A 19,305-nucleotide genomic window follows, 5' to 3' on the forward strand; every position below is an offset into this window, starting at 1 on the left:
TCTAATGACCGAAAGGGAAACAAGTGAAAGAAAAACTAGCCATCGTTGGTACAGGGATCTCTGGTCTCGGTTCCGCATACTTTTTAAAAAACGATTTTGATTTAACTATTTTTGACAGTGCCGATTATATCGGTGGTCATACCAATACGGTAATGGTAGAAGAAGATGGGGTAAAGATACCGATTGATACCGGATTCATTGTGTTCAATCATGTGACTTATCCTAATTTACTGAGACTTTTCCAAACATTAAACGTCCCCACTAAAAAATCAGATATGTCTTTTAGTGTCCAACATGACCCCACCAAACTAGAGTTTTGTGGATCTGGACTTTCTGGGTTGTTTGCTCAGAAAAAAAATCTGTTTCGACCTCGGTACTTGAAGATGTTACTTGAGATTGACCGGTTCAACAAATCGGCCCCAAAGATTTTAGACGATCCCAAGTATGATTCCTGGGATTTAGGAAAGTACATGGAGGCTTTTGGATACGGAAAAGACATTTTAAATTTTTATTTAATTCCAATGAGTTCCGCTGTTTGGTCAACGCCGCCTGATTTGATGTTGGAATTTCCAGCAAAGTCACTCATCCGGTTTTTTTATAACCATGGATTTTTGGGATTAAATACACAACACCAATGGTATACGGTGGATGGTGGGTCGCATGAATATAGCAAACGAATCATTCCCCCCATCAAAGACAAATTTCGACTTAATTCGCCAGTCAAACAAGTAAACCGTACGAGTGACGGGAAGGTGGAACTTGTGTTTGGTGAAGGGAAAAAAGAAATCTTTGATAAGGTTTTACTTGCCACGCATGGGCATATTTCTGCGAAATTACTCGGAAATCCGACAAAATTAGAAAGCGCACTCCTTCCTCTTTACAAATACCAACACAACACTGCCACTCTACATACGGATGCCAGTGATATGCCAAAAGTATCATCTTGTTGGTCCAGTTGGAATTATAAAATTGTAGAAGATGAAAAGGGAAAACAAAACCCTTACACAATCTATTGGATGAACCGTTTGCAAAATGTTTCCAAAAAACAAAATTATTTTGTGACCATCAACGACCCGGATCGTGTGGCAAAAGACAAAATCATTCAAAAAATAGATTATGAACATCCACTTTTTTCTGTGGAAGCATCTCTTGGACAAAATCGTTTGCCAGAGTTAAACGAAAGTGGTCCGATCTATTATGCAGGCGCTTACTTCCGGTATGGATTCCATGAAGATGGATTTTTATCAGCAGTGAATGTTTCGCGTAGTATTTTAAAAAGGGATCCATGGACTTAAACTCATGTATGTACGAGGCGGATGTGTATCATACACGTACCGCTCCAAAACCCAACAAATTCAAATACAGAATTTTTAATTTTTATTTGGATCTTTCCGAAATAGACCAGTTGGCCCACGAAAGTTTTTGGTTTTCCAGGAACCGGTTCAATTTGTTTTCCTTTTATGACAAAGACCATATCCAATTTGAAAAAGGAACAGTTTATGAAAATGTTAAGTCCTTTTTGGAAGCCTCTGGAGTAAATGACATTGGAAAGATATTTCTTCTTACCAACCTCCGTGTGTTGGGTTATGTGTTTAATCCGGTAAGTTTTTATTTTTGTTATGACAAATTAGGACAACCACTTGTATCGATCGCAGAAGTAGGAAATACCTTTGGTGAGATCAAACCCTATGTCGGTTATTTTAAGAAAGCCATAGGAACCATTGCGGATCCAGAGGTGTATATCAGGGAACGTAAAAACTTTTATGTCTCACCTTTTATCAGTTTGGATTCTGAATTTGAGTTCCGATTGAACTTACCCAATAATCAATTACAGATTGGTGTCGACTCTTTTGAAAATGGAAAACGAATATTAACCACTTCCTTTCTTGGAAAAAAAATTCCATTCCAATCAAAATACTTATTAAAACTTTTTACCCAATTCCCATTTGTTACCGTCAAAATAATAACGTTGATCCACTGGCAAGCCTTCAAACTTTGGATCAAAAAAATTCCATACATTTCGAAACACCAAAACTTAGAGAAACAAACAGGAGTTCCCCTTGGAGAAATCACAGAACCAGTCCCTCTTACAAGACACGATTGATTCAGAACTTTTTACCGAATTAAAGAACAAGTCTACCTTAGAACAATTTCCCATTTATAGGAAGATATTTTTTAAAGCTATGAGTTCCATGAAACGAGGATCCCTTCGAATGATCCTCCCAAATGGAGAACAAATCACGTTAGGTGATCCGAATGCCAATGTAGATTCAAAGTTTCATTCAGCATTAGTTCATGTCAAAAACCCTGTTTTCTTCAAGAAATCAGTGTTATACGGCGATATTGGATTTTCCGAATCTTACTTAACGGGAGATTGGGAAACAGATTCCATCGAAAACGTAATTTCTTGGTTTATTCTCAACGTGGATGATAGTCCCAGTCTTTCTGGTGCGAAAAAGAAACTTTTCCATTTGGATTTATTCAATTTAGGTAACAAATTCCTACATTTTTTAAGGAAAAACACGCTTACAGGAAGTAAAAAAAATATCGTAGAACATTATGATTTAGGAAATAAATTTTATAAACTGTTTCTTGATCCATCGATGACTTATAGTTCTGCGTATTTTGAATCCTTGGAAGATAGTTTGGAAGAAGCACAAACAAGAAAAGTGGACAAACTTTGCCAAAAGTTAAAACTAAATCCTGCAGATCATCTTTTGGAGATTGGAAGTGGATGGGGGTTTTTATCTATCCATGCTGCAAAAAACTATGGTTGCCGTGTGACTACCGTTACACTATCGGAAGAACAATATGCCTATGCCAAAGAAAGGATCGCAAAAGAAGGTCTTTCTGACAAAATTGAAATTCGAATTCAGGATTATCGAAAAATTGAGGGTCAATTTACAAAAATAGTTTCTGTGGAAATGTTAGAAGCAGTAGGGGATGCGTTTTATGAAACCTTCTTTCAAAAGTGCCAAGACCTTTTGACAAAGGACGGAATTATGGCCTTACAAGTCATTACCTGCCCTGACTCTAGATTTACTTCTTTCAAAAATGGAATCGATTTCATTCAGAAACATATCTTCCCTGGTTCTTTATTGCCATCCATTGGTCGTATGAACCAAGCCATCAATCGTACAGGAGATATGTATTTATTCCACTTGGAAGATATGGGTATGAGTTATGCGAAAACTCTCCGACTTTGGTTAAGAGCTTTTGAAGAAAACTTAACTGAGGTAAGAAACCAAGGTTATAGCGAAACCTTCATTAGAAAATGGAGATATTATTTGGCATATTGTGCAGCTGCTTTCCAAATGAGAAACATCAGTGTGATTCAATCTGTTTATGTTAGGCCAAACAATCTAAATCTCTAAATTCGTACAAAACCTGGCTACCGATGGGGAAACCTGTCGGTAGTTCCTTCCAAAAAACATCTTGCCAAGGAAAACCCATCTCTTTACTACTCTGTCTATGAGAGAAACTAAGTCCGTATTTACCTTTGACGAACCAATCGAACGATTGTGGTCCGGTGTCACCGTCTACGAAGTGTTAGTGCATTGGCTCGCGGATGAGGTAAGAGGTCGCCCGAAAGTGGGTGGTGACTTTTCATGGACTTGGAAATTGGGTTTGGAAGGTGATTTCACCACACATGGCATATACAAAAAAATAGAACCATTACGTGAATTGGTAATGGAATGGAAAGACCATCCTGCTGACCCAACAGGTGCCATTTATTTACAATTATTATTTGAATCCAAAGGTGAAAAATCTTCCCAATTAACAATTGTTAATGGAGGGTTCCCTGATGGAGAAAGTTCCGATGTATGGCTAGAAGGTGCCAAAGAGGCATGGGATGGACAAGCTTTACACTTAAAAGACTTTCTAAAACAAAATCCAGACATCACAAAATTTTTTAAAAAATCTTGATCTCTAGGGCCTTTCTAAAATCCTGGTAAAAGTAAGGGTTGTTAAGGAGGGCTGGAAGATGGAATATCCCGAATTGGAAACGTATTTCCAGAAATTAACTGATATAACAGACCGTATCGCTATGATGAACAATCATTTTGATGCGACACCTGAGATCGACATACCACAGTTATCTGATTTCTACGCAGACATTCAGTCAAAGGACTGGGAGAATACGGACAGAGAGTATTACGAACTCTTTACCAGTTATTTTACTTTCCATGTGAAAACTGTGGAAGAAATCATTCAAGAAGCACGTGAAATTCTGAACCCAGAAAATCGTGAATATGTAAAAAAATTAGTAAGCCATGTCAGAAACTCTGATGATTGGTTTGTCAATTTAAAAAAGAAACGTAAACTCGCTCGCATCCAAGTCGCTTAAAATTTAAACTCCCTCGAAAGAAACCTCGGGGGAGGCTCTTCAATTCGCTTTACAATTAAATCCGTTTCCTTTCTCCTTTCAGATATGTCCAAGGCGCGGTTCCTTTTTTACCCTGTTATCCTTTTATTGTTTTTGTTTGTTGTTGATGCGATATTTCGAATTCCCTATATCCAGACAATTACCAAGATTGATTTAACGGCAGTTAACTATAAAGCTAAATCGGCCTTCTTAGAAAAACTCATTTCCGAAAAACCAGGTGTGAACACACCAAAAACCAAAAAAATCATGTTGATTTTGGGATCTTCACGCCTTCTTTATTTTGATCACGATGAACTGGTTTCTTTTTATCCTGATTGGGATATTTATAATCTTTCTTCTGCAGTGACAACTCCTGCGTATTATGATTTCCAACTGACAAAAGTTTTGGATGCGGGGATCAAACCTGATTTGGTAGTAATGGAAACTGACCCAAACCAGTTTAACCAAAACTCAGTATTTAAAAGTTCGAACCTAACTTATAGTTTTGATTTATCTTATGTTTTGTCAAATCTCAGTTTGTTTGGAAAAGACCATGTTTCGTTTTATTTGGGGCGTAAACTTTTTGCAGTAGGGACGTACAAACCTTATTTGGACCAAATGTGGAGAAATTATAAAAATCCATATTTAGAAAATGCCTTTGAAATGCACAAGGCAACCTATGACTACATTCTTTCACACAATGGAAACGGACTTTCACCAATCGATAATTATATGGAGAAAGATTCTAATTCCCTACAAATGACAAGCCATAGAACCTTGGATTGGTTGTTTGCCTCGTATGTTCGTAGCCCGATGCAATTCGGATTTTATGAAAAAATTTTGGATCGTTTACAGGCTGAAAAAATCAAAACCATCATCATTTGGCCTCTTTCTTCACCCGACTTTGAAGCACTTATGGAAAAAGAAGTTTTGGTCAAAACTTGGGAAAAAGAAATTGATGCGCTAACTGCTAGTAAAAACTTTTCTATTTTGAAACTGAAAAACGAACCATCTTATACTTGTAATGCGTTCGCAGACGGTGGTCATGTTGCAAAAGATTGTTATCGCAGTTTGATGCGTTCTATTCTATTGGAATACTTTCGAAAGTACGAACGCCATCATCTGTAAACTCGATCCCACAAATGGGGATAGGCTCTGTTGAGGATTCAATGACCGATTTCAAAGAACGAGGTTTTTTTGGAATTGTCATTGTATTTCCTTCTTCATTCGTTTGAACATATTTAATGTTAGCATTTAGACCGGAAGGGGCATCAGCCCAAAAAAAGATTCCTTTGGTGGTTGCGGTTGTCACTCTTCCATAGTTTTTTCTAGAGGAACTTGCTGGGATAGAGGGTGTCGATGAATTGTAAAAATTCGTAGAACCTTGTTTGATTGTAAATTTTGTAGTTGTCGGAGTGACTTGATTCGTAGCAATTCTCGAAAGAGTCGTAGACAAAGGGTATCTAGTGAGTGCTCCTGCTAAGTTGATCGTAGACGCGGAAGCTCCATCGCTTGTCACCTGTTCGACAGCAGTTAGGTTGGGATTGCTCCCTAAAAAACTTTGTGCACTCAGTAAGGCATAAGTGCGAAAGAAAACATCAGAGTTCCCATTTCCCAGTAAAGAAGCATCAAAATTAGGAGCATAGGTTGTATTTCTAAATAAACTAATTAAATTGCCTGTGCTATTTGCCCTTGTACCTGATTCCCCAATCACAGTTTCTTTGAAGAAGTTTTGTCTCTGTGTATCGTTTGTTCCTGAAATATCATAAAGATACCGCATAAATACATAAGCAAAAGAGTATTGTTTGAGAACATCATTGCTTGTACTATCCCAGTCAAGTAAGGAAACCCCATTGATCCCATCGGGACAACGAGAGTCATTCACTCCTGAATAACAATCCATACGACTGTTTTGTGGTCCGTATCCTGCGATATCACTTGCTACTTCGCTTGTTCCTTCGTTGATCCAAAGTTCGTCGGTTTGGTTTGCGGCTCGCATTCTGGGATATCTTAATAAATGTTGGAATTCATGAGCTGCAGTGGAAGCAAAGGCATTTGGGTCATAGGTAAGAGCTGCTATGAGTTCTTTCCCATCTAAATACAAAACTTCAGCATAGTTGGAACGAAGTCTGGATATAATAATATCTGGAAAGTAGTTAACCGGGTCAAAATATCCTGCCACATAAGCACTGTTTGCTGTGGCACCGTCTCGAATGTCCATCACAAGAATTTTTACTTTTCCGTTCCCATCTATATCGCTTGGAGCCCCGAAGGTGGAAATTAATTTTGGAAACGTAATGGAATCAAAATCACGACCGAACTTTATTAGATCGTAACTAAGAGATAATGATCTTTCTTTATAAACTTCCACATTGGTTCCAGAAATAACCAAATCTACCGTAACACAAACACTGGAATTCGTCGTTAGATCTCTCGCCCAAATGCCTGAACCGTTCGTACAATTGTTTGCTAGTAGGGCATAGGCACCCAGTAACATAACCAAATCGTTATTTTTTTCTTTTTCTAAATTTAGGAGATTGCAATCAGTAATGAATGATGTTACGAAAAGAAGAGGAAAAAGGATTAATTTTTTTAAATGCATAAATTCCTGGCAGCGGGCCTTTTTTCCCTGACATTCCTTTGGACGGATCCAAATTTCGCCAAGTCAACGGATGGCCTCTATTTTTCCGACCAGTTGGCTACGGAGAACGGCTATCTAATATTAGGAATAGAGATCTTCACAGAAAAGGGAAAGTCTTTTTACAATGCCCAAGAGCTACGGTATCAAAAATCACTAGGTTGGGAAGAGGTCATTTTTGTGGGGACGGTCACAAAAGAAGGAGGAGATCTCGTCCTTGTGCCTGAGGCCTGCCAAATCCGAGCCACAGAGACTTGGGGTAAAAAAATGGCACTTCTACGCCGTTTTGATTGTGACCATTTGTACTACCGCCTGAAACAAGAGCCAGGAAATGGTTTTGTGATTTCAGAGTCCTTACTGGGAACCATCCAATCGGTTTCCTTACCTTATGTTCTGGATCATAGTGCCGGAAACCCTGTGGCTGTCCATTTTGATGCCATGCAGATGACCAAGGAAGGGATTTGGGGCTTCCATTTGAATGGGCTTGGGGGAAAAGATCCAGAGAAGACCTGGAATCCTTCTAAGCAGGTTTGGGAGCCCTTCCAAGGCTACAAAACCGGTTCAGGTTTCCAATTCTACCGGTGGAAACGATCCTTTTCTAATTGACCCAGGGGTTCGTTTCAGGGACTTTCCTTTTACATTGAAAAAGATCAGAATTGGGGTCATTGCAGCTGCCGGAAAAGGAACCCGTGCATATCCCCGAACCAGCTTCATTCCAAAACCTCTCTTCGTCATCGAAGGAAAGTCCATCCTCCACCGAAATGTGGAACTGATGGTCAAAACATTTGGAATCGAAAAGGTTTATGTTCTCGTCGGTCACCTGAAAGAACAAATCATCTCAGAAATTGATCATATCCGTTTGGCCATTCCCAAAGTAGTCATTGAACCTGTGGATTGGACCAAAAAAGGCCTGGCATCTGATGTCGCCAGTTTAGAAAAAACCATCCGCGAACCATTTCTAACTATCCTTGGAGATGAGTTTTATTACCGCACCGACCACGATGAGTTTCTAAAAGTTTTAAAAAAACATCCAAATATGGCCGCGTCCATAGGGATTGTAAAAACATCCTTACTTTCAAGGATTCGAAAGAATTATTCCGTTGTATTAGAAAATGATAAAATAGTAAACTTGGTTGAAAAACCAGAAAATCCTCCGAATGAACTTTTGGGTTTAGGCAGTTATTATTTTACACCAGAGTATTTTGAGTTTTATAAAAAAACACCTGCATCTCAAAAGTCGGGTGTCATTGAAATCACAGACGTGATTGATAAGATGGCGAAAGAGTCAAAAACGGGAGTGTATGCAACCACTCTTAGTTGTGAATATTTCAATATCAATTCCATGCAAGACTACTATCATGCGGTGTATGAAGTAAGAAATGATTTGTTCCACAAATTCAAAACGAGTCTTGTGATCCCAACAAATAATAACGAAAGATCCATCACAGATGTGATTGTTGACTTCAAAGATAAATTTAACGAAATCATTGTAATCGATAACGAGTCCACTGACGAAACATTGGCTCTGAGCAAAAAAGAAAAAGTTAAAACCTATACTTTCCCAGGTGATGGTGATCCCACAAGGCTTGGGGAACAAGTGAGAAGGGGAATCGAATATACAACAGGTGATATCATTGTTGTCGTTTCTCCCGACGGATCTTTTCGTTCGAAAGATTTTCCTAAACTTCTCGAGTATATGAAAGATTCGGATATGGTGATTGGAACACGCACCACAAGACAGATGATCGAACAAGGATCCAATCTCAAACCACTTTACCGTTTGGTAAACTTACTTATGGGAAAATTGGTTGAAGTGTTTTGGTGGGGACAAGAACCACGATTTACCGATGTGGATTGTCAATTTTTTTCTGTTTGGCGAGAGTCTTATGAACGAGTCAAACCACAATTATTTACCCAAGATAGAAAGTTCATCGTTGAACTTATGATAGATATTGTTAGATCTCATATGCGTTGTATTGAAATTCCTGTTTCCTACTTCAAACCGGTAGGGCAGGTGGAATATCGAGTACGTGATATGTTTTCCGATGTTGTCCATATAATGAAATTAATTTTATCTAAAAAGTTTTACCTAGGAGAAAATCGCGATGGCGAATAAAGTATTGGTAACAGGCGGATGTGGATTTTTAGGATCCCATGTTTGTGAATTATTTCGTAAAGAAGGTTGGGATGTTGTTAGTTTTGACAACATGACAAAATATGAATTAAAACGAACTGGTTATGGGTCTGATGCCACTCGTGATTATAACTGGAATTATTTAAAATCCATTGGTGTCACTATGGTAAAAGGTGACATTCGAAATTTAGAACATTTGATGGATCGTTCGGCTGATTGTGATTATATCATCCATACAGCGGCACAACCTGCAATGACCATTTCTTGGGAAGATCCTGAACTTGATTTTTCCACCAATGTGATTGGAACTTTTAACGTTATGGAAGCAGCAAGGAAACATAAAATCCCTGTTGTGAATACATCTTCCATCCACGTTTATGGAAACTCCATTAACGATAGTTTGACGGAAGGTAAAACTTCCTACGAAAGAAACCCAGTCGAAATTTCTGTAGAACAACCAACAATGGTGGGACAAATTTCCCCACTCCATGCTTCAAAAATGAGTGCGGAACATTATGTACGTTCTTATACAGATATGTATGGTGTAAAAGCTGCAAGTTTTCGTTTTACCGGAATTTACGGCGAACGTCAGTTTGGTGGCGAGGATCATGGTTGGGTTGCAAACTTTGCAATTCGTTCCGTATTTGGTCTCCCACTTCGTATATTTGGAACTGGTAAACAAACAAGAGATATTTTACATGCCGAAGACGGTGCAAAATCTTATTTGGAATTTTTTAAAAACCCAATTCCAGGTGTTTACAATATTGGTGGTGCAAGCCCACATAAAATTTCTCTTTTAGAATGTATCCACCTCATTGGTGAAATTCTGGATAAAAAACAAGAAATTCTTTTTGAAGTAGAAAGACCAGGTGACATGCGTTATTTTATATGTGATATCAAAGAAGCAAAAAAATTCGGATTCAATCCTAAAATTCTACCAAAAGAAGGTGTGACAAGGCTTCTTAAGTGGATTGAAGCCAACAAAGACGTATTCAATATCTCTGGGAAGTAGAATGTCTGGTAAAACTTTAGTCATCATCCCTGCATACAATGAAGCCGAAACCATTGAGGAAGTGGTTCGGGGTGCCATCGTGTTTGCAGATGTTTCTGTTACAGATGATGCGAGTAAAGATGGTACACCCACCATTTTGGCTAAATTACAAAAAGAATTTGGAAAGAGACTTCACGTCATTCGCCACGAAAAAAATACTCATATCCCTGGTGGAATTCAAGATGGAATGAAGTATGCGGTGGAAAAAGGTTATGACTGGGTGATCACAATGGACGCGGGCTTGTCGCATGACGCTGGTTATCTGAAAGAGTTCCAGTCTTTTCCAAATTGTGACCTAGTCATTGGGTCTAGAACTTCTACTGTGAATGTTCCGTTGTATCGAAAGTTGATTTCTTGGTCTGCTGCAAAAGTTATGAACTATTGTTTATCCAAAGGAGTTTTTAACCTTTTTGGAGCCAACCTTCGCGATTGCACAAGTGGATACCGAAGGTATTCCAAACCAATGTTTCAAAAAATCGCAGCTTATCCATTGGAATCGGTTGCTTTTGATTTTCACATGGAAGCTTTGTCTATTGTAGCGAAAAATGATGGTTCCATTAAAGAGTTACCAATTCGTTATATCTTTTCAAATAGTAGTTTTAATAAAAAAGTTTTGAAACTTGCCATTAGTTTTGCAAAAAAACTTTTGTTACGAAAATGGAAACTGAGTCCAGAATACCCTTAAACAAATCCCGTTTCGGGCAGAAATGGAAAGTGTTCGTTGTCACCTGTGCTTTGTTTGGTGGTATACTTTTTTTAGATAATCTAATTTTTTCTAAACTATATTTTTTGTTTCCGAACGAAACGGAGTGGGACTCCTCTCCATGGTATAATTTCATTTTCAAAACCAAAGAGTTACAATCAACAAAAGACAAACATCGTACCATTATCACCGGCAGTTCTGTTGCATTGTATTCAGTATTACCTGACAGGCTCAATCAAAAAGAAAATCCAATCACCAAGTATCATTTTTTCTCCCATGTGGCAATGGCTCCCACAGATTTAGATTATTATAAAAAAGATCTTTTAGATTCCCATCCGACATTAGTGGTGTATCTCCTTAATTTTGCTGATTTACAGTGGGAATACCAAGACCTAATTGATGGCAAACTAAAGTTTAATCAAAAAATTTGGGTCACACAGTTTGGAGAACGTTATCCTGCTAAAACCATTTATCCAAATTCCTATTTGTTCGATCATTGGAAAGAATTACCAAGAAAAACTATATCCAAACTTGCCGCAAAATCTTTGTTTTACGTAAGTCGGTTTCGGGTTTTCTTTATGGATCCGATTGAAGTTTATATCGACAACCACTTTGGAAGTGGTAGAAAATACCATCTATACCAAGGTGAAAAACCGATGGAAGGGATTTGGTCGAAAGGATGGACAAAAGAATCAGCAACCATTCTTTGTTCTGACAAAAAACCAAAAGAATCTTTGTTTTTCCAAAAAACAAATACGAAGCTCTTATTCCGTTTTTTCAAAGATTCTAATTCATTGGACAAACCAGTATTTGAAATTGAAAAATCATTTGTTCGTTCCGGATGGAACGAACTAGACTGGAGTTCTCTCATCCAATCTAATTTAGAATGGAACATTGTCCAAATCAAAGTTTTATCTGAATTGTCTACTGCAAAAGAAGTCAAACTGATCCGTTATGGACGAGATGAATCTGTTGGTGTTCGGTTGTCTCATTTTTTTTGTAAAACTACTAATTTAGAAAATAAATCTTATTCCCGCGATAGCTATTGGGATGACACCCGTTTGGTGACAAAAACTGTTTCTGATTTTAAAGAAGATTACTCTGAGAGAATGATTCGAGATGCAGGAACTAGACCTGAACTCATGCGTTTGCATTTGGTTCGCGAAGCCAAAAAAAATGTGAATACTGTTCCTTTTGAACCCTGGTGGGAATTGAATCGTATTTTAAGTATTTCTGATTATTTTTACCAACACAAAATTCCTTTTGTTTTGGTATTAAGTCCTGAGAATCCAATTGAATTTGACATATATAAAAATTCAGAGTGGAGAAAGGATTGGATAACCAATTTAAAATCTCATTTAGAACAACGAGGCCAAACTCTCATAGATCATACCGAAGTAGTGAGTGATGTTCGCTATTTTTTTGACCCTCACCATCTAACTTATGAAGGTGCAGATTTTTATAACTCTATTTTTTCCAAGTCTCTAGAACCTCAAATTTTAAAATTTAATCCGTAATGGGAGTGAACCCAATGTTCCAAAAATATATTAATCCTATTTTTTTATATTTCAATTCAAAGCAGTGGGCCACTATACTTTTATTCTTTTTTATCTGGGGTGTTTCTACTTTAGGTTATTGGAAAAAATACGAATGGAACCCTAGTTCTATGGTAAATTTTGGTTATGAATTTGCTCTGCAAAACCAAACAGAAACTCCAGAGAAGGCCATTCTATTTAAGGGGGAGAAGGGTGATTTGGGTGCAGGTTATGATGGCCAAATTTTTTATTATTTTTCAAGACCACTTTCCGAATTGAATTTGAATTGGCCGAAAGGATTTGATGAATCCTACCGAGCACCGCGTATCGGCTACCCTCTGTTAATTGCCATTTTTGGTTTTTTTGGGAAAACAGCCGCTATTTTTGGAATGTACTTTTGGAACATTGTCCTTACATTGGTTTCCTATTTTTATTTACGTAAACTCCTAAAAGAAGATACAAAACCTTATGCCATTCTTTATTTAATTAGCCCTTTCGCGTTAGGTAGTTATTATGTTCTTGTAAGCGATACTGTGATGGTGTCCATTCTGATCATTGCATACTATTATTATGTAAAGGAAAACTATATCCCTTTTATTTTACTTTCTAGTTTGGCAATACTCACCAAAGAACCAGCTTTGTTTTTATTATTCCCTTTGGGTCTTGCCGCTGTTTTTAGAAAGGAATGGAAACGGATTTTGGTTGTAGGTTCTGTTCTCATTATCCCTATTTGTTGGCATTTGTATTTGGCATATCGGTTCCCCAACTGGAGACCTGGTCGTTTAACGGATTTTATATTACCATTGGAAGGGTTAATTTCTTATATGGAATCCATTTGGGCTTCTCTTTCAGCGGGAAACAACTGGAAAGACTTAGCACGGTTATTTTCAAGATTCCCTTTAGTAGTTTTATTCTTTTTGGGTTTGTTTTTGCCTTTTACCGGACAGTTGAAAAAAGGTTGGGAGTTTCGAATTTCCTTTTTGTTCATTATGTTTATGATTGGGACTGCTGGGTATTACCATTTTTGGTCAGTGTATGAAAACGTATCTCGGATGTTTACTTTATCCATTCCTGTTTTATTGTTACTTGTTAACGAAGACAAATCCGTTCGCAAAAAAGAATACATACTATTAACACTTTTTATTTTAGTTTTGTTTCTTGCGAAGGTTTTATTGATTTCAAAACAATTAGGATACCAAATTGGGTTTGTTGGATTCTAAAAATTAGAATCCTTCTGGATTTGAAAACTTTGTTTTGCTTCTGTATTGAGGGTTTGGATTTCTTCTTTTTTGAAGATCATTTCAAATCCATCATTCATCACAAAATGAATATAAGGTGTTTCGGCATTTTTAACCAACTCCTGCAATTGGCCTAATGACTGTATCTCTGTTCCGTTTACCGTTTTTAGAATCAATTGGTGAGCTGTATGGTAGGCTTTGTTTCCTGATAGCGGTAAAACTTGTGATAAAAATACAACTTTACCTTCATTCGCATTCCTTTTGATTCTATAAAAATCATTTAGATAAAGTAGTTCTTTATTCACACGGTTTCTCCATTGGTTCCCATGTTCAGATAAATACATCTCTGAAAGTTCTTGAAAAATCATCCCAGCTAACATTAAATATTTGGGAGTTTGCGATCTGGAGTTTCCATACGGAATTCGGATGGCAGATTCTGGTAATGGTTTTAGTTCCATTTCCAAAGAAACCGGTTTTTTATTTCGAAACACTTTCAGTTTGATTTTTTTCACTAGTGGAGAATCCGTTTCACTCGTATTATGAAACAAATATGATAAATTGAGTTTTCCAAACTTGGGATGGTCAAAATATCCTTTTGGATCAATTTTTGAATTCGAAACTTCGAGTAATACATCTTCTAATTGTAAAATCCCATCAGCCGAAGAACCGGGATAAATTTCTGCCACTAACACTCCTAAGTCGTCCTTTTTTAGTCCATAATAATTCCTTGTCGCTGTATCCGTTAATGGTTTGAACCGGAATCCTTTGAAGGGAAAAATTTTTCCTTCTATAAAATGTTTGATAGAAAAGGAAGGAATGACTCTACCAGTATTATTTTCCTTAAATTGGTATAAGATACCTTGTGGAATTCTCGATGTAGAATCTACGATCAGTTCTCCCACACCATCTAACTTTTCTTCTGATTGAATTTCGATAAAGGGAAGTTCTGCGTAACCACTGGAATATGCATCCATATCCAAACGAATCATTCTGATTTTTTTTTCTTCTAAGTTCCTTTGCTCCTTACTTTCCATCACAAGACCAGTTCCAGGTAAAAACAATTCATTTGGGAAAATTACCGCCTTTAGGTCTTTCGAAGCATTTGGGTCATTTAACTTTAAAATTGCGAGACCTAAGTCTGGATCCAAACGATCGAGTTCTGCAGTATATAGTTTTAAAACATCTGGTTTTTTGACTTCGATACTTGTATAAAAATAGATGGCTTGGGCAGGGACTAGAATTCGATTGTCTCCAATATAAATCCCTGTAGAATGACGAACTTCGGGATTTTTAAACCGCCAAGGTTGTTGGAAATTCGGATATTGGACTGTAGCTTTAATTTGTAAGATGGAAACATCGGTCATTCCCACGGGAACGGATTTTCCGAATAAAGTACCTGTAAAAATAAAAAGAAAAAGCCAAATAGATCGAATGGTTTGAATTGAATGAAACATTATTTTAATTTCCAGTTAGGTGGTAAGTTTTTTTAATTTCAAGGTCGGCACGTTCGGATTCTTCCTTATCTAAAATCATAGGCAATTGAATTCCATAAAATTGGATTTTGATTGTTTTTTCTTTTGAGGAACCAAGTAATTCTTTAAAATGGGCTAAACTCTGAACCTTCGTTCCGTTCAAGGATTCCACTACCATATTCAAATAAAAATCGGAATTAGAATTGTTGGGGTGAGGTAGTTTCCGATACAAAACTACATCCTCTGTCGCTCCATCAGAAAGTGTCGTGGCATCATAAAACCGATACACAAGAAGGCTTCCTCCTTGTGTTTGTCCATTTTTACTCCAAGTTTCTAGTAGATCTCTGTTGACAGTTTGGAATACAAGGCCACCAAACAATAGATAATCGTAATTAACTCCATATCTTGACCTTTGGTTATCCATTTGAGGCATTTTTTTAGCTGGGAATTTTACATTTATTTTCTTTTTGTTTCGAATGAGGTCGAACTGAATTTCTTCGCCAGCAAACTTATTGTCTACAAGTTCTAAAAAATCAATCGAACCTGTTTCTAGTAGATTTCCGTTACGACCAATTTTTTTTCCATCTATAGCAGTTAAGTAATCACCCGGTTTTAAAAACCCATCGGCAGAACCTGCCTTTAGGACTTTCGTGACAAAAACTCCTTCAACAGAGGGAGGGATTTCATAAAACTTTCTATGGGATTCGGAATAAGAAGGTTGGGTTTGAATTCCTAATTCCACATAACCGTGGTAAGTTCCATCTTCGATATCCTTTAAAAAATGTTGGATCACACCTGTGGGAATGATATAACCAATATTTTCGCCTTTGGTCGAGGCTTGGAAAGCAACACCCACAACCTTTCCATTTTGGAGTGCAGGGCCCCCAGAGTTTCCTGGATTGATGGCCGCATCCACTTGGACTACCAAATGGCTATCGATTTGGGAATGTGCATACGTTGATTGTTCAATCCGTGAAACAATTCCTCGGCTAACAGATATTTTGCTACCACCAATGGGATAACCGATGATATCAACCGGGCTTGCCAGTTCTGGAAGGTCGCCAAGTTCCAAAAAATTACTGTCTTTATAAAATTCGGGATCGGGAACTTCGAGAAGCGCCAAATCACAATCATGTGCAACGAACAAAACTTTTAATTCATACCATTCTGTTTGGTTGTTCCTCTGGGCCTCCATAAACTTTGCGTTAGAAACTACATGTGCGTTTGTAAGGATACGGTTTTTAGTGATTAAAAATCCTGAGCCAGTAGATGCAGAAATTCCGGAGGAGATCCAGGGAGAGAAGGGGTCTTTGGCTTGCGAAAATACTCGGATTTGGACTACAGATTTCTTGATTTCGTCGATGGATTGTCTGTTTTCTTCCGGGTAAATTGGATTCAGGAATAAACTTGTAAAAAATAAAATAGTACTCGCAAAGAGAGATGGGGCGTGGAGAATTTTTTTTTGTTTTTGCATGAGTTTGTTTGAATCCATCATATTCGGAGTTACCGCCTTTTTTTCACTGATTGCCGGTATTGTTTCATTTAGAAAGAATCCTCGGACAAGAATGAAAACAAGTTTTTCCATCCTCGCGGCTTTTTTCTGTATCGGGGATTTGACAATACTTTCTGATACTTTGTTCTTAGAAAATCAAATCTTAAACCAAGCGCATTCCATCTCCACCTATTTAGTTTTTTTATCCTTTGTTTTGTTATACTTTGGTTTGCAGTTCCCAACCTTCTTTCGTAATTTCCCGAGACTTGTTGTGATTTGTTCCTTTGTTCTGGGGATGGGGATTATGTTGTTATTTGTGGACTTGGGGTTACTCAATGAAGTTTTTCCACAAGCAAACCTAATTTTGTTAAAATATTATTATAACACCTATTTTGTATTAGCTGTAATCACATTTTCCTATTTGATCATCGCCAAACTTAGATTCAACTTCCCAGCCATTCAAAGATTTATGGAATTTATTTATTTGGCCACCTTCTCTACTTGTGTTTTCTTTATTATTCTTTGTTTTTTCCCCAATACCATTCCTCTCACAACAAAATATTTTTTACATTTTTTCCTATTTGTGAATCTACTTTTTCTTTCTTGTTTTATCGTTTTTTTATTTCATTATTCTTTTACAGAAGATTACCTAACACATCCATTTTCTTTTATCTTTGAAAGATCAAACAAAATCTTTGAAGACCAAATTCTCGCGACAAGAACTAATTCCAGACTGATCAAAGAAAATCTTTGGAGATTGTATGAAACAAGAAACTGGCGGAATATTATGGATAGTTTCTGGTTCCAGATCCTTGTGGATGAAACCTTAGACAACGCCTTAGAACATGGAGGTAAAAGAGAAGATGATATCATTACAGTTCATGTATTTGAATCGCGTAAGTACATTGATGTGTATGTGATTGATAGTGGAAAAGGTTTTAATCCAAGACTCATCCCTAACCCTATTGATTCCGATAGAAAGTTAGTCACAAGTGGACGTGGGATCCATATACTAAAAAAACTATTTGTGGTCCGTTGGAATTTCCTGGGGAATGAGGTGAGTATCCGTGTGGATAAAACAAAGAATTCTGATTGGAAATCTATAACCTAAAACAGAACTCTTTGTTTTTTAAGAAAAAGTAAATTTCTATTTAATGTCCTTCAAATTCACAAATAGAATATACATCAATTCCATAAGTATCTTTGATTCGTTTTGCTCCACCTAAATCTGGTAAGTCGATGATTGTGGCACATTCATGAATGACTCCCTTTAGGTTTTGAACCAGTTTGATCGAAGCCTCCAAAGTTCCTCCAGTAGCAATCAAATCGTCCATAATCAAAACACGTTCGCCGGGACTAATGGCATCTGTATGAATTTCGACATGATCCACACCGTATTCCAATGCATAAGACTCGGAAATAGTGGTGCCTGGTAGTTTTCCTTTTTTTCGAATAGGAACAAATCCCACTCCAAGTTGGAAGGCAAGGGCCGCTCCAGGGATAAAACCACGGGCATCAATGGCGGCAATTTTATTTAATTTAGCATTTTGGTATCGTTCTACAAACATTCCAATCGTGAGTTGGAATCCTTCTGGGTCAATGAGAAGGGAAGTAATATCGCGAAAAAGAATTCCTGGTTTCGGGTAATCGGGAATGGTTCGTATCTTAGATTTAACAATGGACATAATAGGATGAAACCAAGGAGGACTAGGGCTTTGCAATAAAAAAAGGCCGGCTGTTTAGCCGACCTTTCTACTTTGTTAGTCTTTTGTGAGAAGATTTTATCTCATTTGTTTGAGTGCTAAAATTCTTTCTTCTAAGGCAGGGTGGGTTGCAAATAAGGACATAAATCCTCCTTTGTTAGAAGAGATCTTAAAAGAAGCCAAAGCCTCTCCTCTCGGATCTTCTGGCATATCCACCATTTGACGGAGTGATTCCAAAGCAGAAATCATAGACTCTCTTCCCGCAAGTTTAGCACCACCTGCATCAGCTCGGAACTCACGTTTACGCGAGAAATAAGCCACTGCTATAGAACCAAGAATGGAGAAAGCGATGTCTAGAGCAATTGTAACAACAATTCTTACGATATGCGCCATTTCTTCTTTTACTGCGTTGGAAGCAATGTATGCGATGATTCGAGAGATGAACATAGCAAATGAGTTCACAACACCTTGGATGAGAGTGAGTGTTACCATGTCTCCATTGGCAACGTGTGACAACTCATGTGCAAGGACTCCATCCAACTCTTGTGCGTTCATACGATTCAGTAAACCAGTAGATACAGCAACAAGGGAATTGGATTTACTTGGTCCTGTAGCAAACGCATTCACTTCAGGGGATTCATAAATCCCAACTTCTGGCATAGGAAGGTGTGCTCGTTGCGCCAAAGATTGTACTCGGCGATATACATCCATTTCAGGTGCAGAAGCTTTTTTAGGATCGATGACTTTTACACCCATCGTCCACTTCGCCATCATCTTAGAAAGTAAAAGCGAAATGAAAGACCCCGCCATACCCCACATTAAACAGAATACAATGAGTCGTGTTAGATCCAAACCATAGGCACGGATGCTAAATCCCATCGAACCAAGCAATGTGGTTACGATAGAGATGGTAGTCATAATCAAAATATTGGTTAACAGGAAAAAACCGATTCGTTTGATCCAAGTCATAGGA

Annotated in this window: 18 protein-coding genes; 13 read left to right on the forward strand and 5 right to left on the reverse strand. The window is 37.6% G+C overall.

Annotated features, from left to right (window positions below):
* Window positions 1-23 precede the first annotated feature (23 nt).
* The 6 genes from EHQ24_RS07490 (at window position 24) to EHQ24_RS07515 (ending at window position 5,494) form a co-directional block, all read left to right on the forward strand.
* Window positions 24-1,295, forward strand: a complete 1,272-nt coding sequence (locus EHQ24_RS07490; protein WP_135601053.1) for an NAD(P)/FAD-dependent oxidoreductase — start codon at window positions 24-26, stop codon at window positions 1,293-1,295.
* A gap of 8 nt (window positions 1,296-1,303) precedes the next feature.
* Entirely contained in the window at window positions 1,304-2,104 is an 801-nt protein-coding gene (locus tag EHQ24_RS07495) for a DUF1365 domain-containing protein (protein WP_135601160.1), read from the forward strand.
* The gene (locus EHQ24_RS07500) at window positions 2,061-3,374 is read left to right on the forward strand and encodes an SAM-dependent methyltransferase (protein WP_135601054.1); all 1,314 of its coding nucleotides are present in this window, start codon (window positions 2,061-2,063) and stop codon (window positions 3,372-3,374) included. Before EHQ24_RS07495 ends, EHQ24_RS07500 begins: the two co-directional genes overlap by 44 nt.
* Before the next feature lie 97 nt (window positions 3,375-3,471).
* Complete coding sequence (locus tag EHQ24_RS07505; RefSeq protein ID WP_135601161.1) at window positions 3,472-3,927, forward strand: SRPBCC family protein; 456 nt, start codon at window positions 3,472-3,474, stop codon at window positions 3,925-3,927.
* Between the two features lie 58 nt (window positions 3,928-3,985).
* On the forward strand, window positions 3,986-4,348 hold the full coding sequence (locus tag EHQ24_RS07510) for a PLU-1-like domain protein (RefSeq protein WP_135601055.1): 363 nt from the start codon (window positions 3,986-3,988) through the stop codon (window positions 4,346-4,348).
* A gap of 84 nt (window positions 4,349-4,432) precedes the next feature.
* The gene (locus EHQ24_RS07515) at window positions 4,433-5,494 is read left to right on the forward strand and encodes a DUF1574 domain-containing protein (RefSeq protein WP_135601056.1); all 1,062 of its coding nucleotides are present in this window, start codon (window positions 4,433-4,435) and stop codon (window positions 5,492-5,494) included.
* Here the strand turns inward: EHQ24_RS07515 and EHQ24_RS07520 are convergent.
* A complete protein-coding gene (locus EHQ24_RS07520; RefSeq protein ID WP_244310331.1) occupies window positions 5,448-6,968 on the reverse strand; it encodes a M30 family metallopeptidase in 1,521 nt (506 codons plus the stop codon). The two genes, EHQ24_RS07515 and EHQ24_RS07520, sit on opposite strands and share 47 nt — an antisense overlap.
* Between EHQ24_RS07520 and EHQ24_RS07525 the strand changes: the two genes are divergently transcribed.
* The 6 genes from EHQ24_RS07525 to EHQ24_RS07550 are packed head-to-tail and all read left to right on the forward strand — an operon-like array spanning window position 6,963 to window position 13,647.
* A complete protein-coding gene (locus EHQ24_RS07525) occupies window positions 6,963-7,610 on the forward strand; it encodes a hypothetical protein (RefSeq protein ID WP_135601057.1) in 648 nt (215 codons plus the stop codon). The two genes, EHQ24_RS07520 and EHQ24_RS07525, sit on opposite strands and share 6 nt — an antisense overlap.
* Window positions 7,611-7,644: 34 nt before the next feature.
* Window positions 7,645-9,120, forward strand: a complete 1,476-nt coding sequence (locus tag EHQ24_RS07530) for a nucleotidyltransferase family protein (protein ID WP_135601058.1) — start codon at window positions 7,645-7,647, stop codon at window positions 9,118-9,120.
* A complete protein-coding gene (locus tag EHQ24_RS07535; protein WP_135601059.1) occupies window positions 9,110-10,150 on the forward strand; it encodes an NAD-dependent epimerase/dehydratase family protein in 1,041 nt (346 codons plus the stop codon). Before EHQ24_RS07530 ends, EHQ24_RS07535 begins: the two co-directional genes overlap by 11 nt.
* Before the next feature lies 1 nt (window position 10,151).
* Window positions 10,152-10,874, forward strand: coding sequence for a glycosyltransferase (locus tag EHQ24_RS07540; protein WP_135601060.1), 723 nt, complete (start codon window positions 10,152-10,154; stop codon window positions 10,872-10,874).
* A complete protein-coding gene (locus EHQ24_RS07545; RefSeq protein ID WP_135601061.1) occupies window positions 10,847-12,409 on the forward strand; it encodes a hypothetical protein in 1,563 nt (520 codons plus the stop codon). The genes EHQ24_RS07540 and EHQ24_RS07545 overlap by 28 nt, the downstream gene beginning before the upstream one ends.
* A 14-nt stretch (window positions 12,410-12,423) precedes the next feature.
* Complete coding sequence (locus EHQ24_RS07550; protein ID WP_135601062.1) at window positions 12,424-13,647, forward strand: AZOBR_p60025 family cell surface glycopolymer formation protein; 1,224 nt, start codon at window positions 12,424-12,426, stop codon at window positions 13,645-13,647.
* Here the strand turns inward: EHQ24_RS07550 and EHQ24_RS07555 are convergent.
* The gene (locus EHQ24_RS07555; protein ID WP_135601063.1) at window positions 13,644-15,119 is read right to left on the reverse strand and encodes a PDZ domain-containing protein; all 1,476 of its coding nucleotides are present in this window, start codon (window positions 15,117-15,119) and stop codon (window positions 13,644-13,646) included. The genes EHQ24_RS07550 and EHQ24_RS07555 overlap by 4 nt on opposite strands.
* A 4-nt stretch (window positions 15,120-15,123) precedes the next feature.
* Window positions 15,124-16,671, reverse strand: coding sequence for a S1C family serine protease (locus tag EHQ24_RS07560; RefSeq protein ID WP_135601163.1), 1,548 nt, complete (start codon window positions 16,669-16,671; stop codon window positions 15,124-15,126).
* Window positions 16,672-16,702: 31 nt separating this feature from the next.
* Here EHQ24_RS07560 and EHQ24_RS07565 point away from each other — a divergent pair, with 31 nt between their 5' ends.
* On the forward strand, window positions 16,703-17,740 hold the full coding sequence (locus EHQ24_RS07565) for an ATP-binding protein (RefSeq protein ID WP_135601064.1): 1,038 nt from the start codon (window positions 16,703-16,705) through the stop codon (window positions 17,738-17,740).
* A 40-nt stretch (window positions 17,741-17,780) separates the two neighbouring features.
* Here EHQ24_RS07565 and EHQ24_RS07570 read toward each other — a convergent pair whose 3' ends face one another.
* Together EHQ24_RS07570 and htpX are read right to left on the reverse strand one after the other, a co-directional pair.
* A complete protein-coding gene (locus tag EHQ24_RS07570) occupies window positions 17,781-18,314 on the reverse strand; it encodes an adenine phosphoribosyltransferase (RefSeq protein WP_135601065.1) in 534 nt (177 codons plus the stop codon).
* 96 nt (window positions 18,315-18,410) lie between these two features.
* Window positions 18,411-19,301: a protease HtpX gene (gene htpX, locus EHQ24_RS07575; protein WP_135601066.1), complete on the reverse strand. Its 891-nt coding sequence runs from the start codon at window positions 19,299-19,301 to the stop codon at window positions 18,411-18,413.
* Window positions 19,302-19,305 lie beyond the last annotated feature (4 nt).

The sequence above is a fragment of the Leptospira noumeaensis genome (genome assembly GCF_004770765.1).
In the GTDB taxonomy this organism is placed as follows: Bacteria; Spirochaetota; Leptospiria; order Leptospirales; family Leptospiraceae; genus Leptospira_A; species Leptospira_A noumeaensis.

Bases quoted from the DNA above. Each gene is read 5' to 3' on its own strand.
- EHQ24_RS07495 (WP_135601160.1), top strand. From the start codon at position 1,304: ATGTACGAGGCGGATGTGTATCATACACGTACCGCTCCAAAACCCAAC.
- EHQ24_RS07505 (WP_135601161.1), top strand. From the start codon at position 3,472: ATGAGAGAAACTAAGTCCGTATTTACCTTTGACGAACCAATCGAACGA.
- EHQ24_RS07545 (WP_135601061.1), top strand. From the start codon at position 10,847: ATGGAAACTGAGTCCAGAATACCCTTAAACAAATCCCGTTTCGGGCAG.
- EHQ24_RS07510 (WP_135601055.1), top strand. From the start codon at position 3,986: ATGGAATATCCCGAATTGGAAACGTATTTCCAGAAATTAACTGATATA.
- EHQ24_RS07555 (WP_135601063.1), bottom strand. From the start codon at position 15,119: ATGTTTCATTCAATTCAAACCATTCGATCTATTTGGCTTTTTCTTTTT.
- EHQ24_RS07515 (WP_135601056.1), top strand. From the start codon at position 4,433: ATGTCCAAGGCGCGGTTCCTTTTTTACCCTGTTATCCTTTTATTGTTT.
- htpX (WP_135601066.1), bottom strand. From the start codon at position 19,301: ATGACTTGGATCAAACGAATCGGTTTTTTCCTGTTAACCAATATTTTG.
- EHQ24_RS07570 (WP_135601065.1), bottom strand. From the start codon at position 18,314: ATGTCCATTGTTAAATCTAAGATACGAACCATTCCCGATTACCCGAAA.
- EHQ24_RS07565 (WP_135601064.1), top strand. From the start codon at position 16,703: ATGAAAACAAGTTTTTCCATCCTCGCGGCTTTTTTCTGTATCGGGGAT.
- EHQ24_RS07540 (WP_135601060.1), top strand. From the start codon at position 10,152: ATGTCTGGTAAAACTTTAGTCATCATCCCTGCATACAATGAAGCCGAA.
- EHQ24_RS07550 (WP_135601062.1), top strand. From the start codon at position 12,424: ATGTTCCAAAAATATATTAATCCTATTTTTTTATATTTCAATTCAAAG.
- EHQ24_RS07520 (WP_244310331.1), bottom strand. From the start codon at position 6,968: ATGCATTTAAAAAAATTAATCCTTTTTCCTCTTCTTTTCGTAACATCA.
- EHQ24_RS07525 (WP_135601057.1), top strand. From the start codon at position 6,963: ATGCATAAATTCCTGGCAGCGGGCCTTTTTTCCCTGACATTCCTTTGG.
- EHQ24_RS07535 (WP_135601059.1), top strand. From the start codon at position 9,110: ATGGCGAATAAAGTATTGGTAACAGGCGGATGTGGATTTTTAGGATCC.